This is a genomic window from Petrotoga sp. DB-2, assembly GCF_054051725.1.
Genome location: NZ_JBSVZD010000003.1, coordinates 74,500 through 97,074, shown reverse-complemented (window position 1 = coordinate 97,074; position 22,575 = coordinate 74,500). Strand labels below are relative to the sequence as shown.

17 protein-coding genes and 1 pseudogene are annotated in these 22,575 nt (G+C 34.7%); all 18 read right to left on the bottom strand.

All coding sequences use genetic code 11. The annotated features are described in order from the left end of the window. Positions 1 to 9: 9 nt before the first annotated feature. The 18 genes and pseudogenes from ACW9JY_RS02240 to ACW9JY_RS02155 all read right to left on the bottom strand — a co-directional run bounded on the left by ACW9JY_RS02240 (position 10) and on the right by ACW9JY_RS02155 (position 22,561). A complete protein-coding gene (locus ACW9JY_RS02240) occupies positions 10 to 1,317 on the bottom strand; it encodes a nicotinate phosphoribosyltransferase (RefSeq protein ID WP_457283216.1) in 1,308 nt (435 codons plus the stop codon). A 176-nt stretch (positions 1,318 to 1,493) separates the two neighbouring features. Continuing rightward, positions 1,494 to 2,066: a methylated-DNA--[protein]-cysteine S-methyltransferase gene (locus ACW9JY_RS02235; protein WP_457283215.1), complete on the bottom strand. Its 573-nt coding sequence runs from the start codon at positions 2,064 to 2,066 to the stop codon at positions 1,494 to 1,496. Continuing rightward, positions 2,063 to 5,587, bottom strand: a complete 3,525-nt coding sequence (smc, locus tag ACW9JY_RS02230; protein WP_457283214.1) for a chromosome segregation protein SMC — start codon at positions 5,585 to 5,587, stop codon at positions 2,063 to 2,065. Before smc ends, ACW9JY_RS02235 begins: the two co-directional genes overlap by 4 nt. A 2-nt stretch (positions 5,588 to 5,589) precedes the next feature. Further along, complete coding sequence (locus ACW9JY_RS02225) at positions 5,590 to 6,264, bottom strand: uracil-DNA glycosylase (protein WP_457283213.1); 675 nt, start codon at positions 6,262 to 6,264, stop codon at positions 5,590 to 5,592. A gap of 12 nt (positions 6,265 to 6,276) precedes the next feature. Further along, a pseudogene (locus tag ACW9JY_RS02220) lies at positions 6,277 to 9,686 on the bottom strand (LptF/LptG family permease). A 47-nt stretch (positions 9,687 to 9,733) separates the two neighbouring features. Beyond that, positions 9,734 to 10,492, bottom strand: coding sequence for a phosphate signaling complex PhoU family protein (locus ACW9JY_RS02215; protein ID WP_457283212.1), 759 nt, complete (start codon positions 10,490 to 10,492; stop codon positions 9,734 to 9,736). 18 nt (positions 10,493 to 10,510) lie between these two features. Further along, positions 10,511 to 11,335: an NAD(+)/NADH kinase gene (locus tag ACW9JY_RS02210; protein WP_457283211.1), complete on the bottom strand. Its 825-nt coding sequence runs from the start codon at positions 11,333 to 11,335 to the stop codon at positions 10,511 to 10,513. Between the two features lie 6 nt (positions 11,336 to 11,341). Beyond that, a complete protein-coding gene (locus ACW9JY_RS02205; RefSeq protein WP_457283210.1) occupies positions 11,342 to 11,644 on the bottom strand; it encodes a YggT family protein in 303 nt (100 codons plus the stop codon). A 243-nt stretch (positions 11,645 to 11,887) separates the two neighbouring features. Continuing rightward, the gene (locus ACW9JY_RS02200) at positions 11,888 to 12,577 is read right to left on the bottom strand and encodes a YggS family pyridoxal phosphate-dependent enzyme (RefSeq protein WP_457283209.1); all 690 of its coding nucleotides are present in this window, start codon (positions 12,575 to 12,577) and stop codon (positions 11,888 to 11,890) included. Beyond that, positions 12,570 to 13,625, bottom strand: a complete 1,056-nt coding sequence (gene ruvB / locus ACW9JY_RS02195) for a Holliday junction branch migration DNA helicase RuvB (RefSeq protein WP_457283208.1) — start codon at positions 13,623 to 13,625, stop codon at positions 12,570 to 12,572. The genes ACW9JY_RS02200 and ruvB overlap by 8 nt, the downstream gene beginning before the upstream one ends. Before the next feature lie 20 nt (positions 13,626 to 13,645). Further along, a complete protein-coding gene (gene asnS, locus ACW9JY_RS02190) occupies positions 13,646 to 14,950 on the bottom strand; it encodes an asparagine--tRNA ligase (RefSeq protein ID WP_103077120.1) in 1,305 nt (434 codons plus the stop codon). 312 nt (positions 14,951 to 15,262) lie between these two features. After that, positions 15,263 to 16,027, bottom strand: a complete 765-nt coding sequence (locus ACW9JY_RS02185; RefSeq protein WP_457283207.1) for an SIR2 family NAD-dependent protein deacylase — start codon at positions 16,025 to 16,027, stop codon at positions 15,263 to 15,265. Then, positions 16,020 to 17,807, bottom strand: a complete 1,788-nt coding sequence (locus ACW9JY_RS02180) for an ATPase (protein ID WP_457283206.1) — start codon at positions 17,805 to 17,807, stop codon at positions 16,020 to 16,022. Before ACW9JY_RS02180 ends, ACW9JY_RS02185 begins: the two co-directional genes overlap by 8 nt. 227 nt (positions 17,808 to 18,034) lie before the next feature. Continuing rightward, positions 18,035 to 18,625: a ribosome biogenesis GTP-binding protein YihA/YsxC gene (gene yihA / locus ACW9JY_RS02175; protein WP_457283205.1), complete on the bottom strand. Its 591-nt coding sequence runs from the start codon at positions 18,623 to 18,625 to the stop codon at positions 18,035 to 18,037. 18 nt (positions 18,626 to 18,643) lie between these two features. Continuing rightward, the gene (locus ACW9JY_RS02170; RefSeq protein WP_457283204.1) at positions 18,644 to 19,120 is read right to left on the bottom strand and encodes a metallophosphoesterase; all 477 of its coding nucleotides are present in this window, start codon (positions 19,118 to 19,120) and stop codon (positions 18,644 to 18,646) included. Positions 19,121 to 19,135: 15 nt separating this feature from the next. Further along, positions 19,136 to 19,792 carry a thiamine diphosphokinase gene (locus ACW9JY_RS02165; RefSeq protein WP_457283203.1) on the bottom strand — a complete coding sequence of 219 codons (657 nt, stop codon included), beginning with the start codon at positions 19,790 to 19,792 and terminating at the stop codon, positions 19,136 to 19,138. Positions 19,793 to 19,805: 13 nt separating this feature from the next. Next, positions 19,806 to 21,278, bottom strand: a complete 1,473-nt coding sequence (locus ACW9JY_RS02160) for an NAD(P)H-hydrate dehydratase (protein WP_457283202.1) — start codon at positions 21,276 to 21,278, stop codon at positions 19,806 to 19,808. 20 nt (positions 21,279 to 21,298) lie between these two features. After that, positions 21,299 to 22,561: an adenylosuccinate synthase gene (locus ACW9JY_RS02155; RefSeq protein ID WP_457283201.1), complete on the bottom strand. Its 1,263-nt coding sequence runs from the start codon at positions 22,559 to 22,561 to the stop codon at positions 21,299 to 21,301. Between the last annotated feature and the right edge of the window lie 14 nt (positions 22,562 to 22,575).

Genomic DNA, 22,575 nt, shown 5'->3' with positions numbered 1-22,575 from the left:
CCTCCATTATTATTCCCAGTAATTTCTTTCGACGACTTTTAGTCGTGAGAAGTCTCCTTTTTTTCTTCCTACCTTTGCACAGGGTTTACCATCGACTTCTACTATATCTGCTGTGAAGTCAATTTTTTGTTTTAGCAACGATGATCCTACACCGTATAGATCTACGGGAACTTCAAGGGTTTCAAATAAATCGATTTTTTCTTGGTTAAATCCCCCTGAGACCATTATTTTTAAATTGTTCATTCCTAGTTCATCGAATTTTCTTCTTGCCCGCCATACCATCTCAGGGTTAACTCCTAAAGATGATTTGTCTTTTGGAATGACAGATTTATCTCTTAAGGATCCAGATGTGTCAAATCTAACGGCCCAAATTTTGTCTTTTCCTTCACCAACTATTTTGGACAAATCCCCTCTATCAATATTGGGTTTTTCACCGTATATGTGTTCATAAAACTCTTTTGCTACTTTGATGGTAGTTCCAATAACGTCGTTGTCCCAGTCTACTAACACCATTCTATTTACATGACCATCTATATATTTGTTAAAAGCTATAGCTGCGTCCGAGGTGTTTCCATTGTAAGCGGCAATTAAAGCATGGGGTATGGTTCCGAGAGATTCAACTCCCCAATAATCAGCATTTGCATCGGTAGATACTCCAAAGGCTCCAGCTTTCAAGGCTGCATAACCATCAGTTGTTTGAACCCAAAAATGATCAAATCTTGCGCTAAAAAACAAAATCGGTTTTCCTTTGGCAGCGTTGACAACTTTTTTTACAGCGGTAGCCGTGCTGGAAGCCCTTGCCATTACCCCTAAAAGAAGCGTTTCCAAATGTCCAAAAAAAGCAGGATTACCCTTGATTACGAACACGGGCTCCATATTCTTTGCTTCGTCTCCATCGTTCAAAGCAAGTACCTCTATCTCGTCCCATTTATCTACCCATAAACTGTTTAGTAGCATTCTAAGGTCCCATTTTTTATTTGTACAATTTAGAAGTTCTTCTTTGTCCATTCGTGTAGAGGCGTCTTGTATTGCTCTTTCTATGGTTAAAATTTCATCAAAAATCTCTTTTGCCTTTTCTTCATCTTTGTAGTAACCTGTTCCATAAGTTAGAAGAGCTAGTGCTTCATCTATTCCAACTACTACACAATCCGTCCTTGGAAAAAATTGATAGGTTACATTTACTTTTCTTTTGTCTTTTTTTAGGACTTCTACATACCTTGTAAAGTATTTGTCAGTGTAGTACCCCATTCTTATTTTGTCGATGGGTACTTTGAAGAGCTTTGGATGTAATCTTTTATTTGTTTCGTTTAAATCCATTTTTTTCACCTTCTGATAAATTTTTTCGCCGTCTTGTGGCGCTTTTAAAAATAGATTGTTAGTTTTGTAAAATGATTTTTAGGTTTTTTTATGTAAGCTCCGCCTAGTCTTTATTTGCGCCCCTTCGCCCCGCAGCCCGCCCATAAGGAAAAGGAGCTTTACCCTTCACCCATTTCTCATCTTTCTAAATCGAGTAGATATTTTTTCCATTTGATATTTGGACTAAACTTTCCTATACTGCCATCGCTTTTTATCACCCTGTGGCATGGGATAATTATGGGTAAAGGGTTGTTCTTCATCAAATTTCCCACCGTTCTGTAAGCTTTTGGATTTCCAGCTTTTGATGCCAATTCTTTGTAGGTAATTACACTTCCTTTTTTTGTGTTATACAAAGTTTCATAGACCTTTTTTGCAAAAGCTGTTTCACCTGGGAAATCGAATATTTCTTTTGGGATTTTGTGGAGATCTCCGAATAGATATGCATATATTATATCAAAATGTTTCTTTGTTTTTGAATTGTAATAATTCTCATTTTTATTAGCGCCCCTTCGCCCCGCAGCCCGCCCTTCTAAGGAAGGGAAGTCTTTATTCTCTTGCCTTGCAGCCCACCCTTCTAAGGAAGGAAAGTCTTTATTCTCTTGCCTTGCAGATCTCCCTTCTTTTTGAAAGGTTAGTTTTATTTTGGTTATCTTGTCATTTTTTACATAGATTATCACACTACCGATAGGCGTTCCTAACACGGCTTTCATCGTTCTAACTCCTTGAAATCAACGGGAACTATGTAGGTAGTTCCTTCTCTCATAGTTATTCCGTAAAAAAGCTCAGCAATTTCCATCACTATCTTATTGTGTGTTATTATCAAAAATTGGGACTTTTTAGAGTTCTCTAATATTAAGTCTGATATTTTTGCGGCGTTTAGATCATCCAAAGGGGCATCGATTTCATCTAGTATATAAAAAGGACTCGGGTTTAGATTCATGAGTGAGAAGAGAAAAGCTATCGCTATGAGAGCTTTTTCCCCTCCTGAAAAGAGAGAGAGTTTTTGAAAGTTCATCCCAGATTTTTTTACAGATATTTGGATTCCTTTCTCAAACTCTTTGCCCTCACCAATTAACCTGAGTTCACCGTATCCGTTTGGAAAAAGTTTTGAGATAAAGTATGAGAATTCTTTGTTGAGATTGTTAAAAAATGTGTTGAATTGACGTTGAGCTTCTTCATCAAGATTTTTTATACTTTGTTTAAGAGAATTTATTGATTTCATTATATCTTCTTTGTTTTTTAGATTTTCTTGGTATTCTTTTTCTACTTCTTCGTATTCGTCTAAAACAGTTAAATCAACAGAACCAAGTTTTTTTAATGAACTTTCCAATTCTTTTTGTTTGTTCCCTAAGGCTTCTATGTCTTTTTCGGATAATTCTTTTAACTCGAACTCTTCTTCGTTAATTTCTAAGTTTTGGGCTTTTTCTTTGAGGAATTGTATGTTGTGGTTGGCTTCTTTTATCTCAAATTCAATCTCCTGATTTTTTTGTTTTATTGTATTTACTTCATTTTTTAATTTGTCTATACGGTTTTCATAATTTTCCAAGTCTTTAGCCTTGTTATGTTTGCCTGTTCTACTTTGTTTCATCAGTTCAAATAATTTTGAAATTTCGTTGTTGAGGGAGTCTTTTTCTTTATTGAGTTCGTTTATGGATTGGTTTATTTTGTCGTTTTTTTCTTTTAAGTTATCAAAGGATTCTTTTGTTTTTTGCTGTTTAATTTTTATTTCTTTTAGTTCATTTTCAATTGCTAACTTTTGATTTTTGTAGTATTCATACTTTTCTTTTATGCTTTTTAACTCCATTTCTTGGCCTATAAGCTCTTTTTCTATTTGATTGAGTTGGGCTTTTTTGTCTTTGATGGTTTCTTCGATTTCGTGCATTTTTTTAGTTGTTTGGGTAGTATTTTGATAGTTATTTTCTATTTCCATTTTTAATGATTGTATCTCTTGATCAAGGGTTTTGTTTTTTTCTTCATAGTTGGCTAATTTTTCGTTGTAAAGAGTTATACTTTCTTGCAAATTGCTTGTTTCTTCTTTGATTTTTTTGTAGTCTAAGTCATGTGAGTTTTTCGTGAGTGTTGCTTGTCTTAACTCGTCTTTTATAGATTCCAACTCTTCTTTTTGAAGGTTAAGTTTTTCTTTTACTTTGTTGTATAGGGTTTGTTTGTTTGAAAGGTCAACTCTGATTTTTTTAAGATCTTCTTCTATTTCAGAGATCTCCCTTTTTCTTTTAAGTACCGTAGAAGAATGATCGTATTTTGATTTTCCTCCGGTTATGGCACCAGAAGAGTAGACTAACTCGCCGCTGAGAGTAACAATATTTCCAGGATACTTCATTTTTGAAATTTTTATAGCTGTTTCAATATTATCAACTAACAAAGCATTAGAGAAAACGTATTCCATAACCTTTCTATATTCTTGTTTGTAGTTTACTAAATTAATTACAAAATCTATTGTGCCCGGTTCGTTTAAGAAGTTTTTTTGTAATCGAACTTTAGTTCTTAATAGATCAAGTGGAAGAAGGGTGATTTTTCCATTGTTGCCCTTTTTTACCAGATCCAAATACTCTTTTGCCTTTGAAGAATTTTTTATTACTATGTTTTGTATTCTTGAGCTGGCTATTGTCGAAACCGCTTCTTCATACCTTTCTTCTGTGTTAATTAAATTGGCAACAACATCCACTACGTTATCGTCATCTTTGAAGACTTTGAAAAATTCTTTTATCGTTGTTGAGAATCCTTCGTATTCGTTGATCTGCCTGTTTAAAGATTGATATGTGTAAAATAGATTCTTTTCATTTTGTTGAAGAGAGTCAATTTCTGATATAAGGGTATTGTAAGAGTTTTCTGTTTGTTTTAACTCATCGAATTTCTTTTTTAACCTTTGTTCTAATTGAATTTCAGTCCCTTTTGAATGGGAGAGTAGTTCTTCTATTTCTTTCATTTTTTGTGAGTTATTTTCTAATTTTGTTTTCAAGCTATTTATTTGATCTTTTAGTAAGTTAATTCTTTCTTGGTTACTGCTGTATGTTGTTTGGAGGTTTTTTAGTTCTGTTTCTTTTCGTTCTTTTTCTTGAGATGCCTTTGATAATTCGGATTCTAACATTTTGAGCGTTTCTTCTTGTTTTTCTATTTCCTGTATAATACGGTTCTTTTTTTCGTTTATAAGGTTGGTTTTGTTTTGGGTTTTTTCTTCTATTTCTCTAAAATTTCTTTCGTTTTTAGAGAGTTCTTTTAACTGTTGTTCAAGTTTGTCCAATTTTTCTTCTAAAGAGTTCATTTCCCACTCTTTGCTTATTATTGAAGAGTTGTTCTCATTTAGTTCTTCTGTTAATTGGTTTTTTTCATTTTCTATCGTTTGAACCCTTTGCCTGTAGTTTTCTACCATGTCTCCGTTTATGGATAGTTGTTTGTCAGTATCTTCTATTTCGTTTTTTAAATTTCTGTAGCTTCGTTCTACTTCAAAAAGCTCTGATAGCAAAGATTTCATTCTTTGAGAATTTTCTTGTATTTCTTTTTGATATTTTTCTATCTTTTTTAGAAATGATATTTTAGAAGCACCAAAATATATTTTTCCTATTCTTTTAATTTCCTTGCGATATTCTAGGTATTTTTTTGCCCTTCCAGCCCTAATGGATAAAGATTTTAATCTTTTATCCACGACAAATAGTAAATCGTTGATTCTGTCTAAATTTTCGGTTGTTTTATTCAATAGATTGATCGATACTTCTTTTTTTTCTAAGTATTTAGCTATGTTTGAAGCATCCAACACAATATCTCTAATATTTTCAGGTGAGGAGTTGACTATTTCACCAATTTGGCCTTGTCCAATAATCGAGTAAAAACTTTTCCCCGTTCCTTTGTTGAATATATTTTGTAATTCTTTAAGCGTGGCGACTTTGTTGTTTATATAGTACCTGTTGGGTGTGTCTTTCTCCAATATTTTCGAGACCTTAATTTTTTCATTGTCATCGTTTTGTACTACTAACGAAACTTTTGCATAGTTGGAAGACCCATTTCCATTGCTTCCTATGTGCAATACATCGTTTTTTTCTGATATTCTCATCTGTTTTTGAGATTGCTCTCCTAATAGCCATCTAATCGCGTCTACAATGTTAGATTTACCCGATCCATTGGGACCGATTATCGCGATAATATTTTTATCTAAATTAAAATATGTTCTTCTGCTAAAACTTTTAAAACCCTCTATCTCTAGGGATAAGAGTTTCAATTTTAACTCCCCCCAGCATTTTCAAGGCTTTTAATCTTTTCTTCAATTGTTTTAGTAACCTCTTCAACCCCTTTACCCTGTTTTAATGCTCTATACATTATGCCAATTATTCTCATATCCAGGTATCCGTACCATTTTGGAGATCCTTTAGTCAAACTTTGGTTTCTTAAGAGGTAGCTTGGATGAAAAGTTGGAAAGATTTTAATATCTCCATACCAGTTGAAAAAACGTCCACGTGATTGAGTTATCTTAGATTCACCAGTAAAGTAATTCAATGGTGTATTACCAAGGGTTACGATTATTTTTGGTTTAATAACGATTATTTGCCCATCAAGATAGGATTGACAGCTTTTAACCTCTTCTTGTGTGGGAACCCTATTTTGAGGAGGTCGACATTTCACAATGTTTGTGATGAAAACATCTTTTCTTTCCAATTTTGCATACTCTTTGAGCATCTTTTCTAAAAGTTGCCCTGCTCTTCCAACGAAAGGTTCTCCCAAAGCGTCTTCATCTGCACCAGGACCTTCACCTACAAATATTATTGGCGAATCAACGTTTCCCGAACCTGGAACAGTATTAGATCTTGTAAGGTTCAAGGGACACTTTTCACATACCTCTATTCTTTTGGCGATCATTTCCATATTCTTTTGTTTTTCCTCGTTGCCGTATAAGAACATCAATATTCCTCCTCACATTAATCCAAATTCAAACCCTTCATCACCATATGAGATATTTTTATCGGGTATATAATTGATAAAAAAAGATATTCTGAGCGAAGCTAAATCAAACTGGGGTAGTAAGGAAAATTTAGACTGTATGTTCAACGTCCAGCATATAATCTTTTTCTGTATTTCAAACTCGGTGAAATCCCAGCTTTGATTCTCTATATTATAATCAAAGGTTATTTTTGCAAACTCGCTTTTATCCCTGTTGTTTATGTCGAAGCCCGTTTTAAGAGACTCTGAAATACGGTAGGTTGTGTCTATTCCAAAAGAGTAATTCGAGTTTTTTTCTAAAAAATTTAGGTCTAAGTCGTAGACAGTGTACTCTTCCTTCATGTCAAAATCCCCGTAAATTTTGTTACCTTCAGAATAAAAAAGAAAATATGTTAAAAGCTCTGGGATCTTTTTGGTGAATGTTTGTTCATGAATATAATACCTATAATCCAATTGTAGTCGATTTCTATTGTACCTCAAAATTTCTCTGTTTTCAATATAATCAACCTTAATCTCTTCTTGATGGTGATAATCAAATTCACTTCTATGGGTTAAAGGGCCAATGACGTTGGTTAGTTTTACGTTTGTTGTATCCGGTTGGATCGTATTGGGATTAGTAATATCAAACTCTGTTTGTGTTTGTAAGGTATTTTTAGTTTTTAATAGATTTATGTTGGTTTGAGTTTGAAGTTCCATTTCTTGCAAATTGGGGAAATTTTCGGCATTTTTCAGATCAAAACTTCTACTTAACTTTGCGGAGTTCGTAAAATTTTTTTCAAAGATAGAGAAGGAATATCCTACGTAATCGTTGTAATTCAATTCGTCTGTGGCAGAGGGAGTGAGAGAGTTTTCTAAAACCTTTATGTATTCTAAGGAGTTACCAAATTCGAAAACACCTAAACTAATATCAAATCCGGGTTCTAAAGAGTAATCAAAGAGCGTTTTTCCAGAAGAGTAGGTTTCACCAGGTATAAAGTCGTTATAATAGTTGAAATGAATCGTATCTTCCATGTTGAATTTTAAATCAAAATTATTTCTATCAATCTCATAAAGGGTATCTGTGTAAGAGAAGGTGTTTTTCGTTGTTAATCGATTTTTAGTGGTTTCGGTTGCGACGGTGGTGTAAGCGTAATCAAAGTTACCGTACATTCTGGCAAATGTTTCATAGAAGTTGTACTTTCCTTCTACATCTATTTCACTTTCTTTCGTATCCCATATTTGATCCATTGAAAGGTTGGATATATTTCCATATGAATGAGAGTTGAGCTTAAGCTTTGAAAGAGAAATCAAAGATCTCCCATATCTCTTTTGAAAGGCTTGAGATTCTACGTTTAAAAATAGAATATCATCAAATCCCTTCGAATCCCAATAAATGTGTGATTTTATATTTTTAAGATCCCCCAAATTCGTTTCTAGTTTTGGGATATTTAACAACAAAGATTTGTCTTTTGTAGACGGTTCAAGTTGAAACTCTAATTTGGCAATTTCACTTTCCTTGTTATCTTCAAAAAATTGGTACGAAACTCCTAAGTTGTTATTGTATGTATCTGGGGAATTTAGACCTGTAAATAGATTCAAACTTCCATATAAAAAGGGGACCCCGTATTTTAGTGTCACTTCTTTATCAGTTTCCGAAGTGGCTAGATCATTGATCGTGTTGTAAGATAAATGAACCTTGGCCCCATTTTCAAACTTATAATTAATTTCTGTTAATAGGAAAAATTCGTTGTTATCGTATCCAAAGGTGAGAGACATGGGTTCTTCTTCATCTTCTGATAAACTTTGAAAATAGAAAGGTAGGTATAGAACAGGAAGCCCGAAAAAACTAAGGACAACGTCCCTGGCTATCAAAAAATATCCTGGAAAAATGTCTACTTTTCTGGCTGAGAAGTAATAAGTAATACAATCTTCGCATGTTGTTAATTTCGTCTGGTTGGTTTCTATTATATTCTCTTGCATTGGTTTTTCCATGCTTTCAGACCATATGCGTACATCTACCTCTTTCTCTGCCTTATACTTTTGTATGGTATATGAATTTAAAAAGACTGCGGAGTCTTCCTCAAAGTTTACGGTTATCTCTGAGGCTTGTATAGAGGTATCTTCATATAGATAAGTAATATCTCCAAAGAAAGTTGCTGCTTTAATCGTTCCATCTTCATTTAATTCACCTTGAGCTGAATCGGCTTTTATTGTAGAACCTTCATACTCTACAAAGACGTTACCTTCTAAAAATAACATATCATCTTTTAAATAAAAATCTTCACTAGTTATATTTACAGGTGCAGAAAAAAAGGAAGAACCAACAAGAATAAACAATATTACAGAGAAAATTCTTTTCAAAGGCTCAAGAAGTTTGTAAGATACTCTTGTATCCAGCATCAAGAATAGAAAAGTACCAATAATACCAAATATTATGTTGGGAATCCAAACGGATATCGTTGGATTTATTATATGCTCTTTTCCCAAAGCAGACAACCAAGCCCCAGAACCTTGATAAATTATAACCAACACAAACGTTGTAATTACACTCCAAGATTTACTTGTCAGGTTCAGAAACAGGGACAAGGCAATTCCTAAAATACAAATTACCAAGGGAGCCAACGAGTTAGCGAATTTCGACTGGTAAGAAACTATTAGACCGGAGACATCTAATCCAAGTTTGGAAAAAGTAGTTATTTTTTCTTTTAGTTCTTTTGAGGTCATTTCGTTAGCGCTTTTAGAGAAGTTCAGAAATTCTTCGACATCTTCTTGAATATCGAGTTGCAATTGATCAAAAGTTATGTCTAAGTCGAGGAAACCATCTTCGTTGGTTCTAAACATCCTTCCGTTTTTCATGTACCAGCCGTCGGGACCTTTTTGAGCTTGCTGAGCGTTAAAAACAGCGGTGTAATCATTTTTTACCTCGTATAAGAGCACATCGTATAGAATCCCACTTTCTCTATCTATTTGTTTTACAAAGAGGTATCTTCCATCACCAACATCGACAAATTGGTTTTCTTCGATCTGTGCTTGAGGTCTTTGATAAACGTACAATGCCATCGCTTCTTTTGCCTTGTAGTTTGATACGGGTACGATGGTGTTGAAGAGTGCAAATGTAAAAAAGATAACAATAGAGAAATCGTCATAAAAGGTATAATTAATTTCTTCATCGGTATTCCCAACGTTTGTAGAGCGATTATTTCGTTTGCAGAGGAGAGTTTTGAGATAACCCAAAATATACCAAACAGCACTCCCACAGGAATTCCCATGGAAATAAAATATGGTAGATGATACCAAATCAATATCAGTAGTTTTGAAAATCCCACATTGTTTCTAACTATTATTTCCGATAGTTGGTAAAGCAACTCTAAGCTCACAAAGACTATAAAAGCGATTAAGCCCATAAAAAATGGTGGTATGAATTCTTTTGAAACGTATTTGAAGAGTTTTTTCACGGGTTTTCTTCTCCTAAGAAATAGAAGAGTTCTAAATCGTTATTTCTACATTTGTACAGCTCTCCTGTCAACGCCCAAATGATATTTTCGGAAATGTTTGTGATTAAATCAGAAAAGTTTGCTAAATTGTTTAAGACTTCTATATGAAGAGAAGCGGATTTAATGGATTCTTTGGATTTGTACAAGTACGATTTGTAAGCATCTATGAGCCCTTTCACTTCTTCGTTGAGAATACAACTTTTCTTGGCTTTTTCAAAAAAACTTTCTTTTACCTGATCTGTCATCAATTTGGCGGCTTTGATATTGATCAAATCTGATAACGAGGATAAAACTATTGAAAGGTTCTCTTTGGTTAATTCCAAACTGTCTTCAAAATTTATAGCGTTTACGGTAGAAGGGGTTTTGAGTATTTCAATCATTAATTTGGCATTTTTTTCGCATATGTCTCCCATGTTTTCAAATATTTGAACTAATTTAGAGCTCATGAAACAAGCTTTTAAGTAAATGCCTGTGTAATTACCAGATGACAATAAAATAACGCTTTCATAATTTAGGCTTGCCTCGATAAAATCTAATCTATCGTCTTGATTTATTATTTCTTTAGCTAATTTATCGTTTCTCTCTAGATAAGTATCCCCAAATTTATAGTACATTTCTTGAACTATTCTGCCCATTCTCAAGACATTATTCAAATATCGTGTCAATCGATTCAAACTGATACTGTTGATTTGGCTAACATTCTCTTTTTTGAACAAATTATATGCCTCCTAAAATCATTCAAACCTTCTGCCAAACCCTAATTTTTTATCCAACGCATTGAGATAATTGTTCCCGTTTCTTTGGGCTAGTTTTATCGTCATCTCACTGGAAGTCACAAATATTGACATCCCTGGTTCCATCCTATGAATGATATCTCCATCACCGGTTACATATGCAAAGCCCTTACTCATGTTTTTCAAAATGATCTCTATCTTTTGTGTAGGAGGGGCTATGAAAGGCCTAATGTTGAGGGCATGGGCAGCTAACGGTATGAGTTGGACAACATTGAGTTCAGGGTGAATTATAGGACCTCCAGCAGATAAGGCGTATGCAGTGGATCCAGTCGGTGTTGATACAATTAATCCGTCTCCGGCGAATGAAAATAAAATGTGTTCCTCAATTTTTACATCAACATTCATCGTGCCCAGTGGCTGGCTTTTCAATAAGACGATATCGTTTAAAACAACAACTTTTTTTGTACCTACATGACATTCTAAAAGGTGGCGAAATGAAAAAGAAATGTTTTCTTTTTGTATATCTTCGATCAATTCTTTTATCTCAGAACTGGAATAAGAACTCAAAAACCCTAAATTTCCTGTATTAACTGCTATTACAGGTTTTGAAAATACTGCGGCTATTTCAGCTATTTTCAAAACTGTCCCATCGCCCCCAAAAACAACGAAAAAATCAGCTGCTTGGGCTTGTTTTTCCTCCACAGTAGAACCCGCGGCAGCGTAACCAAGAACCTCTATATTGCTTTCATTAAAAGGTTTTAATATGTTTTCTTCAAGGTTATCGTTAGAAAGCTTAAGTGGATTGTAAAAGATAAAGATCTTCATATAAAATTACATCCCAATCCTATAACCTAAGTCCAATAGAGATTGTACCAAAAATCTATCTAAAAACATCAATATCAAAAAAGCAATCATTGGAGATAGATCGATGTTGCCTATTACTGTGGGTATAAACCTTCTTATTGGATTCAAAATTATATTGGCAGCTGAATCAACAAAACCTCGAAATCTGTTGTATTGGAAGGGCATTATGAAACTTAATAAAGCGGATACAATTATACAAAATTCAAAAAATACTATTACTATTCTTAATATACTTGCTAATGCTATTAAAAGATTTGCTATTACGAACATTTTTTCCTCCTCGTATAATATGTATGGATATGAAAGCTCTAAAACTCTGTTTTAACGCCCCTTCGCCCCGCAGCCCACCCTTCTAAGGATAGGAAATTTTTATTCCTTCGCCCCGTTGCCCGCCCATAAGGATAAAAAAGGTAAATCCTTCAATGCCTTGTTTTAGCGCCCTTTCACCCCGCTCCCCACCCTTCTAAGGAAAGGAAAGGAAATCTTTATCCTTTCGCCCCGTTGCCCGCCCTTCTAAAGATATCTGTTGCCAAAGATTCTTGTTCCTATTCTTAAAAGAGTGGCTCCTTCTTCTATGGCTATTTTGTAATCGTTAGTCATACCCATAGATAATTCCTTTATTGAAGGGTATTTTTTATTTAAGTTGTCCCTAAGTTCCCTTAAGCTTCGAAAGACATTTCTTATAACACCAACTTCATCAGTGTAAGGAGCCATCGTCATTAAACCAATTATTTTTATATTTTTAAAAGATGTTGCATCTTGCAAAAATGTATCTACTTTACTTGGAATGAGTCCGGCTTTTGATTGTTCACCAGATATATTGATTTCTAAAAGAACTTTTTGTGTTTTATTTATTTCTTCGGCTCTTTTTTGAATTTCCTTTATTTCTTTCATTCTCCAAACTGAATGTATGTATTCTGCGATAGGAACGATGTATTTTATTTTGTTGGTTTGTATCCTGCCTATGAAATGCCATACAATGTCAAGATTTTTGAGATCTTCATATTTTTCTCTTAATTCCTGAGCCTTATTTTCTCCAAAATCTCTATGACCTTCCTCGTATAATTTTTTTATGTAATCACTTGGAAAATTCTTTGATACAGCAACTAATTTTATAGAGTTCAGATCTCTATCTGATTTTTCAGCAACTTCTTGTATCTCATTTAACAAGGTGTGATAATTATCTATTAAAAAATTATTCATTAAACTCCCCCCATAAACTAATATTTTGATTGGAAGATTTTGGGGTGTAATTCAATTTTTTATAAGCTTTTTCAGTTGCTACCCTACCACGTGGGGTCCTGATAATGAAACCTGCTTGTAGTAGAAATGGTTCATAGACCTCGCTGATTGAATCGGGCTCTATCCCAATCGATGAAGCTAGGGCATTTACACCCACCGGCCCACCTTCATAGTTTTCTATTATAGTTTTAAGAATTTTTCGATCCATTTTATCTAAGCCATCTTCATCCATTTCTAATAATTTCATTGTGTTGTCCACATCTTCAGTTTCTATGACGTTTTTTCCAGAAACTTGGACAAAATCTCTAACTCTTCTCAAGAGTCTGTTGGCGATCCTGGGGGTTCCTCGAGACCTTTGGGCTAAAATAAGTGATGCATCTTCTTTTATTTTTATATTGAGTATCTCTGCACTTCTTTTTATGATTAAGTTGAGGTCTTTTGGAGAGTAGAAATCAACTTCCAAAATTATGCCAAACCTACTTCTCAATGGTGGAGCTATAAGGCCTAATCTCGTAGTAGCACCCACCAAGGTGAAAGGTTGTAAGTCAATCCTAATAGAACGAGCAGAAGGTCCCTTCCCTATAACAATGTCAAGTTGAAAATCCTCCATAGCTGAGTATAAGATTTCTTCCACGGTTCTATTCAGCCTGTGGATCTCGTCTATAAATAGTACGTCGCCATTTTCTAGGTTGGTTAAAATGGCGGCGAGGTCTCCTGCTTTTTCGATTACTGGGCCGCTTGTAATTTGCAAATTAGCACCTAGCTCGTTTGAAATTACATAAGCTAAGGTTGTTTTACCTAAACCAGGAGGACCTGCTAAAACCACATGATCCATTGCTTCTTTTCTTATTTTAGCAGCTTCTATCGCGACCTTTAACTTTTTTTTTATGTTGTCCTGGCCGATAAACTCATTCAAGTAATTTGGCCTTAATTTCTTTGATCCTGTATCCTCTCCAATAAAAGAGGGATCCAGTAACCTCTTTGGATTTGTATTTTCTTTTTCGATCATATTAAAAACTCCTTAGAATCTTATGGGTAAACTCTGTAAAGTGTTCTTGCAAAAGGTATAGCTTCCCTTATGTGTTCTAATCCACATATCCAAGCTACTGTTCTTTCAACTCCTAAACCAAAACCACTGTGTGGAACACTTCCAAACTTTCTTAAGTCTATGTACCATTGGTATTGATCTAGAGGAAGATTAAATTCTTTTAATCTGTCCATTAGGACTGATTCTTCCCATATTCTTTCAGAACCCCCTATTATTTCACCATAACCCTCGGGGGCAAGTAAGTCATCACAGAGTACAACGTCAGGATTGGTTTCATCAGGTTGCATATAGAAAGCTTTAGCTTTCCTAGGATATTTCTCCACAAAGAGAGGTTTTTCAAATTGGGAAGCAAGTGCACTTTCTTCATCTGCTCCGAAATCTTCTCCCCATTCTATTTCAAAACCTTTTTTCTTCAGGAAATCAATCGCTTGTGTGTATGTCATTCTTTCAAAAGGCGGCTTAATTTTTTGTAGTTTATTTGTATCCCTACCAATTTCTTTTAGATCATCTGAAGCATTTTCTAATACCCTTTGCATTATGAAAGAAACTAAGTTTTCTTGTAATTTGATATTGTCTTCATGTTTATAAAAAGCTACTTCGGCTTCATTCATCCAAAATTCAATTAAATGTCTTCTTGTTTTTGATTTTTCGGACCTAAATGTAGGACCAAGGTTGTACACCTTGCCAAAAGACATCGCCGCAGCTTCTAAGTAAAGTTGACCAGTTTGTGCTAGATACACCTCTCCATAATCGAAATAGTCTAATTTGAATGTGTTACCGGCAGATTCTCCTATAGAACCGGTAAATATGGGGGTGTCTATCAAAGTAAAATCATTTTGATTATAAAAATCCCTAATTGCCTTTAAAATTTCGTTTCTAATTTTTAAAATATGAAACTGTCTTCTCGATCTGATCCATAGATGTCTGTTTTCCATTAGAAAGTCTATGCCATGTTCTTTTTTAGAAATGGGATAGTCTTCAATGGGTTCTTGTATTTTTTTGAAAGAAGTTATGTGTAATTCAACGTTTTCAGGAGATCTTTCGTCTTTTTTTATGGTTCCTTGTAATATTATGCTACTTTCCATCTTTATTTTCCTGATGTTTTCAAAGGTTTCATCATCAAAATTTTTCTTTTCAGCTATTCCTTGAATAAAACCTGTTCCATCCCTTAACTGTAAGAAAGCTATTTTACCGCTGCTTCTTTTGTTCCATACCCATCCCCGAAATTCTACTGTTTGATCGATGTGTTTTTTGAAGTCTTTTACATATACCCATTTTGGATCCATGCTTTCACCTCCAAGCGTTAAGGGGGTTCCCCCCTTAAGATCCCCAAAACCTAATTTTGTTTTAAAATATTTTTTTGCACAAGGCTGCAAAAGGGTAAACCCCTTAAGATCCCCAAATTCATATTTTTGTTTTAAAATTTTTTTGCACAAGGCTGCAAAAGGGTAAACCCCTTAAAATCCCCAAATTCATATTTTTGTTTTAAAATATTTTTTTGCATAAGGATAAAAAGGGTAAATCCCTCAATGCTCTGTTTTAGCGCCCTCCGCCCCGCTCCTCACCCCTAAGGATGAGTGGGGCTCTGCCCTGCTCATTTATCCCTCTTTGAGTGTTTCATACTCTTTGGCAACTTGCGTAAAAAAGTTGTCCAATTCTTCGTTAACAATGAGAGCTACCTTTTCTGGGGGAAGATACCATTCTGATACTTCACCTTTGTTTACAACAATTATCTTCCCTCTAGTTAAGGATGGCAACATTGCTGCTGGTATAACCGCAAGAGAGGATCCTAAAACTAAGACAAGATCAGAATTTTTCATCAATACTTCAGATTCTGTTAGGTATTTTACAGGTTCTCCAAAGAATACTATGTCTGGTTTTATTACTCCACCACAGTTATCACATTTTGGTATTATTTCGATGTTCATCTTTTCTAATATTTCTTCTTGAGAATACTCTTTTTTACATTTTGTGCAGTTATTTTTCCAGCATCCTCCATGGATTTCATAAATTTTTTCTGAACCTGCTTTTTGGTGTAAAGAATCGATGTTTTGAGTTACTATCCCTTTCAATTTTCCTTCCTTTTCAAGTTGAACTAAAAATTTGTGGGTAAAGGTTGGTTCTGCTTTAGTTATGTACTCTAAAAATTTTTTGTGAAACTTATAAAACAAAGAAGGATCACGATAGAAATAATCCAAATCGAAAATCCTTTCAGGATTTTTTATATTTGCCTTTGTATAGATCCCGTTTGGGCCTCTAAAATCGGGGATACCTGCGTTAGTAGACATCCCCGCACCACTTAAGACCGCAATGGAATTTGACTTATAAATTAATTCTGCACATTTTTTCGCAACTTCAGACATCTTTCCCACCTTTCAAAAATTTCAAAAGTTCTTGGGCGGCTATTAAAGGACCTTCGTCTTCATAGCCTTCTACACCAAGTTGCGTTCTAAGTGTCCCAACTTTGACGTTACTTTTCATTAGTGTTTCCATGTATTTTCTAGCGATTTTTTCATGTTTTTCTCTTCTTTGGATTGCACCGAAAGGATTAGCAAAGTAACTATAGGTTAGACCTTTCTCTGAAGTTGTACCTTTTGCCATTCTTGCACCTTTGGAAAATACATCTAATGCCTTATCTACGTCATCAAAAAATTCAATTGGTGGTTTGTTATCGTCTATTTTTTCATAGTTGTTGGCGTAAAAGAAATAATCAATTTTAGTAGGTCTTATGATATCTTCATAATTGGAGTAGGGTACAATAACTCTGGCGTTGGTTATGTTTGGATTCATAAAGATACTTCTATCCATGGCAGAGTAGGCATAACCTGGTTGTAAGTCGTCAAGTCTGACAAAAGCACCAGTTTCCGTCCCGTATGCAACTACTGTTCCATCTTCTAAAATATCTAATGATCCCATATCATCTATCAATATATTCACTTCGGATACTTGTTTTCTTATTCTGTTTAAAGCATCCAATGTTTCAGATTTTCCCGCTCCACTATCTCCCATTATCATTACATTGAAACTTTGACCATCTCTTAACTTTATTTCAGCTAAAGCCCCATGAATTGGTAGTCTATCTTCGTCTATAACTATTAAGTTGTGAATCGTTAATACCATTTTCTTCATATAACCAAAGTAGTCTATAGAAGGATCATCTCCAACAAGTCCTACGTAAGTTCCATCGTCCTCTTTATAGATGATACCATTGTAATCGTCTTCATCTTCAAAAAAACTTTTATTCATACCGAAGATGTATATACCATCAGGTCTTCTGTTTTCTAAACTTTCAAAATCTGCAAACTCGTACAAATTTGCCAAACCTGTTGCCATCGCGAAGTATTCTTTGTAAACAACAACATATATCAATTTATCGTTAACGTATATGGGGAAAACGAGCCAATCCTGTGGATTATCTATATTAATTTTGTTTAATATAGGACGATCGACAACTTTGAATACCCCTCTTCTTTTATTAGAGTATGTATAAAAGATAACGGGTGGTTCCAGTACTACACTCCAAACATATTCCATGTTATATAAAAAATCAGCATTGGCTATTTTAGCTTCTGGTTTAGGTTTAGGACGATCAACTATAAATCCTGCTTGAGCTCCACCGGGAAGTTGCCTCAGCACTTTTACCCTTCTGGCTGAAATGTTGACAAGGATTTGTCTATATACTCCCAACACTAAACTTTTTAGATCAGAGTTGTTCTTGACTAAAGATATTTGCTTATGAATCCTAGTTCTTGAATTGTGACTGAAAGGATCCGCTTTTTTCATAAATCTATGTTTTGAACGCCATAGATTGAAAGTATCTTCAACAAAGAGGGCCAACGTTTCTCTGTATGAAGATAATTTTGGGAAACTAAAGTAAGAGGATTCATCCAAATGGTCTAAGCTGTTTATAGATAATGCTAAGAGTAGTTGCCGAATTTGTTCTAAGTCATACCTTTCATGAACTTTTTGTTTGCTTTCATCCACTAAAAATAATTGAAAAAAAGGATATAACGTATTGCGTGTCTCCTGGGCATCCTCGATTAATTCTGAGATTATTTCTAGTAGAGAACTCGAATTTAGTATTTGAGATATGTTACTATAAGATACCTCCCCAGGAATCAATACAGTTCTTTCATAACTCATTTTTTACCCTCCCTTTTGATGGTTTTTAGAAATTTTATTTTAGCGCCCCTTCGCCCCGCTTCCCACCCTTCTTGAGGAGTGACCTATGGTCCCTAACCCAGGAAGGTTGAGGAGGGCTCCGCCCTGTGACCCTTTTAAAATCAATATCTTAATTTTGAAGCGTTTATTATAAGAATAATTTCTAAATCTTACTTTTAGTACCCTTTTGCTCAGCAGCCTGATTGAGACTAATCAACTTCGCCTAATATTTCGCCGATAGTTTTCAAAACTTCTTTTAAACCTTCTTTTGTTTTCGAAGAGGAAGGCAAGTATATATATTCGCCATAAGTTGAAAAACTACTTTTGATATCTTCAAAAAGTTTAGCTTTTTCAGATTTCTTTAATTTATCAGATTTTGTTAAGATAAACAAAAAAGGTGTGCCTAGATCTTTGAGCCATTCAACCATAGCATAATCCAGTTTTTGAGGCATATGTCTATGATCGATAAGCAAAGAAACGGCATTCAAAGAAAATCTGTTTTTAAAGTACTCGTTCATTAATATGTTCCATCTTTCTTTTTCCTGCTTTGAAACGCTGGCGAAACCGTATCCCGGCAAATCAACAAAGTAATATTTATCATTCACCAAATAGTAATTGATGGATCTGGTTTTTCCTGGGGTAGAGCTCACTTTTGCTATTTTTATGCCTAAAATGGCATTCAAAAAGCTCGATTTTCCAACATTAGACCTTCCTGCAAAGGCGATTTCTTTTTTATCGGGTGGTGGGAGATCTTCAATGTTGTAAACAGTTTTTATTAATTGAGCTTTGTATACTTTCAAGATGTCAATGATCCTCCTCTAAAGTTCCTTGATTTCAACTTTTGCTTCGTTAGGATCTATTATACCATAAGTTGCGTTCCCAGTTAGCCATCCAGAAAATTCTCCTGGGTTGAGCACAAAGGTCTTACCGATTTTTCTATTTACTATTTCATGGGTATGACCAAAAAAGATGTAATCATAAATCCCTGAATTTTCAGCGGCTTCTAAGGAATAAGGTTCATGCATCATAAATATCTTTTTACCATCTTTTTCTACGGTGATTGGTCCGTTTTTTATCTTTTTATTTGATCTTTCATAAAGTAGTAACTTTTCTCCGTCGTTGTTACCAAAGACACCATAAAAGTCCATATCATCATATATTAGATACGGTAAAGTAAAAGGAGCTACAAAGTCCCCACAATGGAAAATGGTATCAATATTGAACCTTTGGATTATATCTGGAATCTTTTTAAGTTTATCCATGTTGTCGTGAGAATCAGATAATACTAACCACATTAGATCGCCCCCTGCTTACCATTTTTTGTTGATCCATCTGATATAAACGACCATGCCCCTTTCAACGGATATTTCTATTTTATTTTCTTTTGCTTCGTTGCTGATTCCTAAGGATTTGAAATCAAAGATATCTTTTTTATTTAATGGATATTTGAACCCTTTGAGAGTAAGGCCTATAACGGGTTCTCCTATTCTTAAAATGGACCAACTTTCACCGATCTGGGCCTCTTCTTCTACTTTTTTATTTACTATACCAATTTTAACGTCTTCTTCAAGAATAACAGGATTTAGATCTATGTATTCGGCTAGGAGGAATACACTTGCCATTTCTTGATCGATGCGATTACCCAAAACCCCTGATAAAACAATGTTTTTATAGTGATTTTCTTTCAGAAATATTAAAGCCAATTCGGTATCGATCTCATCTTTTTCTTTTGAATATTTCAATATCTCCGTGTTGTTATTTTCTGCCCACTGAAGGTCTTCAATAGAAGCAGAATCAAAATCTCCTATTAAATAGTTTGGTGGTAAGTTTAACTTTTTGAAGATTTTGATTCCAGCATCACAGGCGATTGTCAAGGATGCCTTTTGTATCATTTTCTCATAGAATTCTAAAGAGCTTCTTGGCTCTGCTCCAGATATTATATAAATTATAGTTTGTTCGCCTCCCAATTGGATTTTAGCTTTATGAGTTTAGTTGATGGATAATCTTATATAGATTGTCAGCAATTATTTTTGGAGTTAAAGAGTAGTTTGTGTACTCTAAGGATAGATCTCTTGCAGTTTTATATACCACATAGCTTCCAATTATGCAAGCTTGCATTGTGGGTAAACCTTGAGCAATATACGATCCGATTACACCTGATAATAAATCTCCCGATCCTCCCTTGGCTAGACTTGAATTCCCTGTTATGTTGAAATATGTTTTTTCACCGTTAGTTATTAAGGTAGTTGATGATTTGAATACGATGGTACAGTTCAATTTTTTTGCGTACTCTTCCAAAGCGTACACGTCGTTTTTTAAATTTTTATAAACCTTCGATAGTTCTCCCACATGAGGGGTTATAACAAAATTTTTGTTTAATTTAACATCTTTCTCTTTTAAGATTAATAGAGCATCTGCGTCTAAAACGAATAATTTGTCATCTTTGTAGGTGTCAACTAATTTTGTAACAAAACCTTTTGCATTTTCAGTTATACCGGGACCCAAAACTACGACGTTAGATTTTTCGATTTCTTCTTTTAAATTGTTGACGTCTTCTTCTTCAAAATGTTCTTTTTTTAATGATCTGTAAATTATAGATGGTTCAAGAGCTAAAATGTACGAGGAATCACCTGGTGTAATCAGCTTAACCATACCAGCTCCAGTTCTTTGAGCCCCAATAGCGGAAAGGATAGGTGCACCAGGGTATTTTTCACTACCTGCGAGTATCAAAACCGTTCCAAATTTGTATTTGTAAGAGTCTTCAGGCCTGTTTGGGAGTAAGTTCTTAACGGTATCTTCTAGTATGAGTTCTCGATTGATTGAGTTTACCAGCGAGTTGTCGAAAGATAGAGGAGCGACTTTTATTTCTCCACAATATTCTCTTGCCGGATAGAGTAGATGACCAATTTTTAAAAAGCCGAATGTAACCGTTTGATCGGCCTTAACTGCCGTTCCTAGAACTTCACCTGTGTCAGATGATATTCCTGATGGAATATCGACTGATAATACCTTTGATTCTGAAGAGTTTATGTGTGTTATCGCTTCGGCGACCTCTCCTTTGACTTCTCCTTTCAAGCCTATACCTATTAATCCGTCTATTATGAGATCGTATTGCAAATAATTAATTTTGTCAACATTGAAACGATAAATATTAATTTCGTATTTTTTGGCGATTTCAAGTTGCTTTTTAAAGCCAGGACTTCCTTGAGTTGGATCACCTACTATAAGTATTTCAACGTTGTAACCTCTATTTTTTAGAATCCTACCCGCTGCAATTCCATCACCTGCGTTGTTACCTTTTCCTACTACACAAAGAATTGAAGTAGGTTCAAAGGTTTCCGCTATGTCAGCTACAGAAAAAGCTGCCTGCTCCATCAGCGTTTCTGGGGCTATTCCTTTCTCTATAGTCAATTTGTCTATTAATTTTGCCTGGGAGGAAGTAATTATCTTCAATTTATTCACCCCTAGATTTTTTATTTGTTTTTCATGTTCAATATCAAATCATTTTTTGAACACATTTCTTCGGTTTTTGGTCCGTAAGAAATGTAGTCAATATCAACTCCGATTTGTTCTTCAATATATGATAAATATTTTAGGAAATTAATATCGTTGGTATCTTTCCAACCGTTCAATTCAGTATAAATAGGTTTGGCAACAAAAAAGTCATACGAAGAAGATGGAGTATCTTTTGTTTTTCCGTTGACCTCATAATGTGTACAAACTTTTATCTTATCTAACCCGTTTAAAACATCTGCCTTGGTGATTACAAGCCCTGTTAACCCAGACCTTATTTTTGCGTATCTCAAGGCAGGGAGATCTAACCAACCAACCCTTCTTGGTCTTCCAGTTGTCGCCCCGTATTCTTTTCCTAATTCCCTAATTTTGTCAGCTTCTTCTCCAAAAATTTCTGTTGGGAAAGGTCCCGATCCTACCCGTGTTGTGTAAGCTTTGAGTACGCCATAAACCTCATCTAGTTCGAACGTTGAAAAGCCTACGGAGGAAACTCCATGAGCCATACAAGAAGACGATGTGACAAAAGGATAGGTGCCAAAATCCAAATCTAACAAAACACCTTGAGCTCCTTCAAACAGTACCGATGTACTTCTGAAAACATTCCCCATCTCTACCGCACTGGCGTAATTTATTTTCAATTTTTCCAATTCATTTTTGGTTTTCATTAAGTATTCAAACACATCATCTTTTGAAGTTTTCAATTTATCACCATATTGACTACTTTTTAGGTAATATATATCTTCCAAACGTTCTTTAAGCATTTTTTCGTCGAACAAGTAGTAAAGTTTTATGCCTTCCCTTGATACCTTATCGGTATAGGCAGGTCCAATTCCTCTTTTTGTTGTTCCAATTGGCTTTTTTCTCATACTTTCTATAATTTCGTCTTCTTCTTTGTGCCAAGGAAGGACCAAAAAGGCTTCTAAATCAATGTAAAATTTAGAGGACATTCCAGGAAAATCAGCTTCTAGTATATTTAGTTCCTCTACAAGTTTTTCTAAATCCAACACCATTCCTGCACCTAAAAAACCTTTAGATTTAGAATTGGGCATAATAGAAGGAAGCATGTGATTCACATATTTTTTGCCTTTGTAATAAATGGTATGACCTGCATTCGCGCCTCCAGAAAAACGCACGATCCATTCAAACTTTTCTGAAAAGTAATTAACAACCTTACCTTTACCTTCGTCGCCCCATTGGGCACCTACAATCGACATTTTTTCCATAATTTTTGTACGAT

Bases quoted from the DNA above. Each gene is read 5' to 3' on its own strand.
- ACW9JY_RS02210 (WP_457283211.1), bottom strand. From the start codon at position 11,335: ATGAAGATCTTTATCTTTTACAATCCACTTAAGCTTTCTAACGATAAC.
- ACW9JY_RS02185 (WP_457283207.1), bottom strand. From the start codon at position 16,027: ATGTCTGAAGTTGCGAAAAAATGTGCAGAATTAATTTATAAGTCAAAT.
- ACW9JY_RS02225 (WP_457283213.1), bottom strand. From the start codon at position 6,264: ATGTTCTTATACGGCAACGAGGAAAAACAAAAGAATATGGAAATGATC.
- ACW9JY_RS02240 (WP_457283216.1), bottom strand. From the start codon at position 1,317: ATGGATTTAAACGAAACAAATAAAAGATTACATCCAAAGCTCTTCAAA.
- ACW9JY_RS02155 (WP_457283201.1), bottom strand. From the start codon at position 22,561: ATGGAAAAAATGTCGATTGTAGGTGCCCAATGGGGCGACGAAGGTAAA.
- ACW9JY_RS02235 (WP_457283215.1), bottom strand. From the start codon at position 2,066: ATGAAAGCCGTGTTAGGAACGCCTATCGGTAGTGTGATAATCTATGTA.
- ruvB (WP_457283208.1), bottom strand. From the start codon at position 13,625: ATGATCGAAAAAGAAAATACAAATCCAAAGAGGTTACTGGATCCCTCT.
- ACW9JY_RS02200 (WP_457283209.1), bottom strand. From the start codon at position 12,577: ATGAATAATTTTTTAATAGATAATTATCACACCTTGTTAAATGAGATA.
- asnS (WP_103077120.1), bottom strand. From the start codon at position 14,950: ATGGATCCAAAATGGGTATATGTAAAAGACTTCAAAAAACACATCGAT.
- ACW9JY_RS02180 (WP_457283206.1), bottom strand. From the start codon at position 17,807: ATGAGTTATGAAAGAACTGTATTGATTCCTGGGGAGGTATCTTATAGT.
- ACW9JY_RS02170 (WP_457283204.1), bottom strand. From the start codon at position 19,120: ATGTGGTTAGTATTATCTGATTCTCACGACAACATGGATAAACTTAAA.
- ACW9JY_RS02205 (WP_457283210.1), bottom strand. From the start codon at position 11,644: ATGTTCGTAATAGCAAATCTTTTAATAGCATTAGCAAGTATATTAAGA.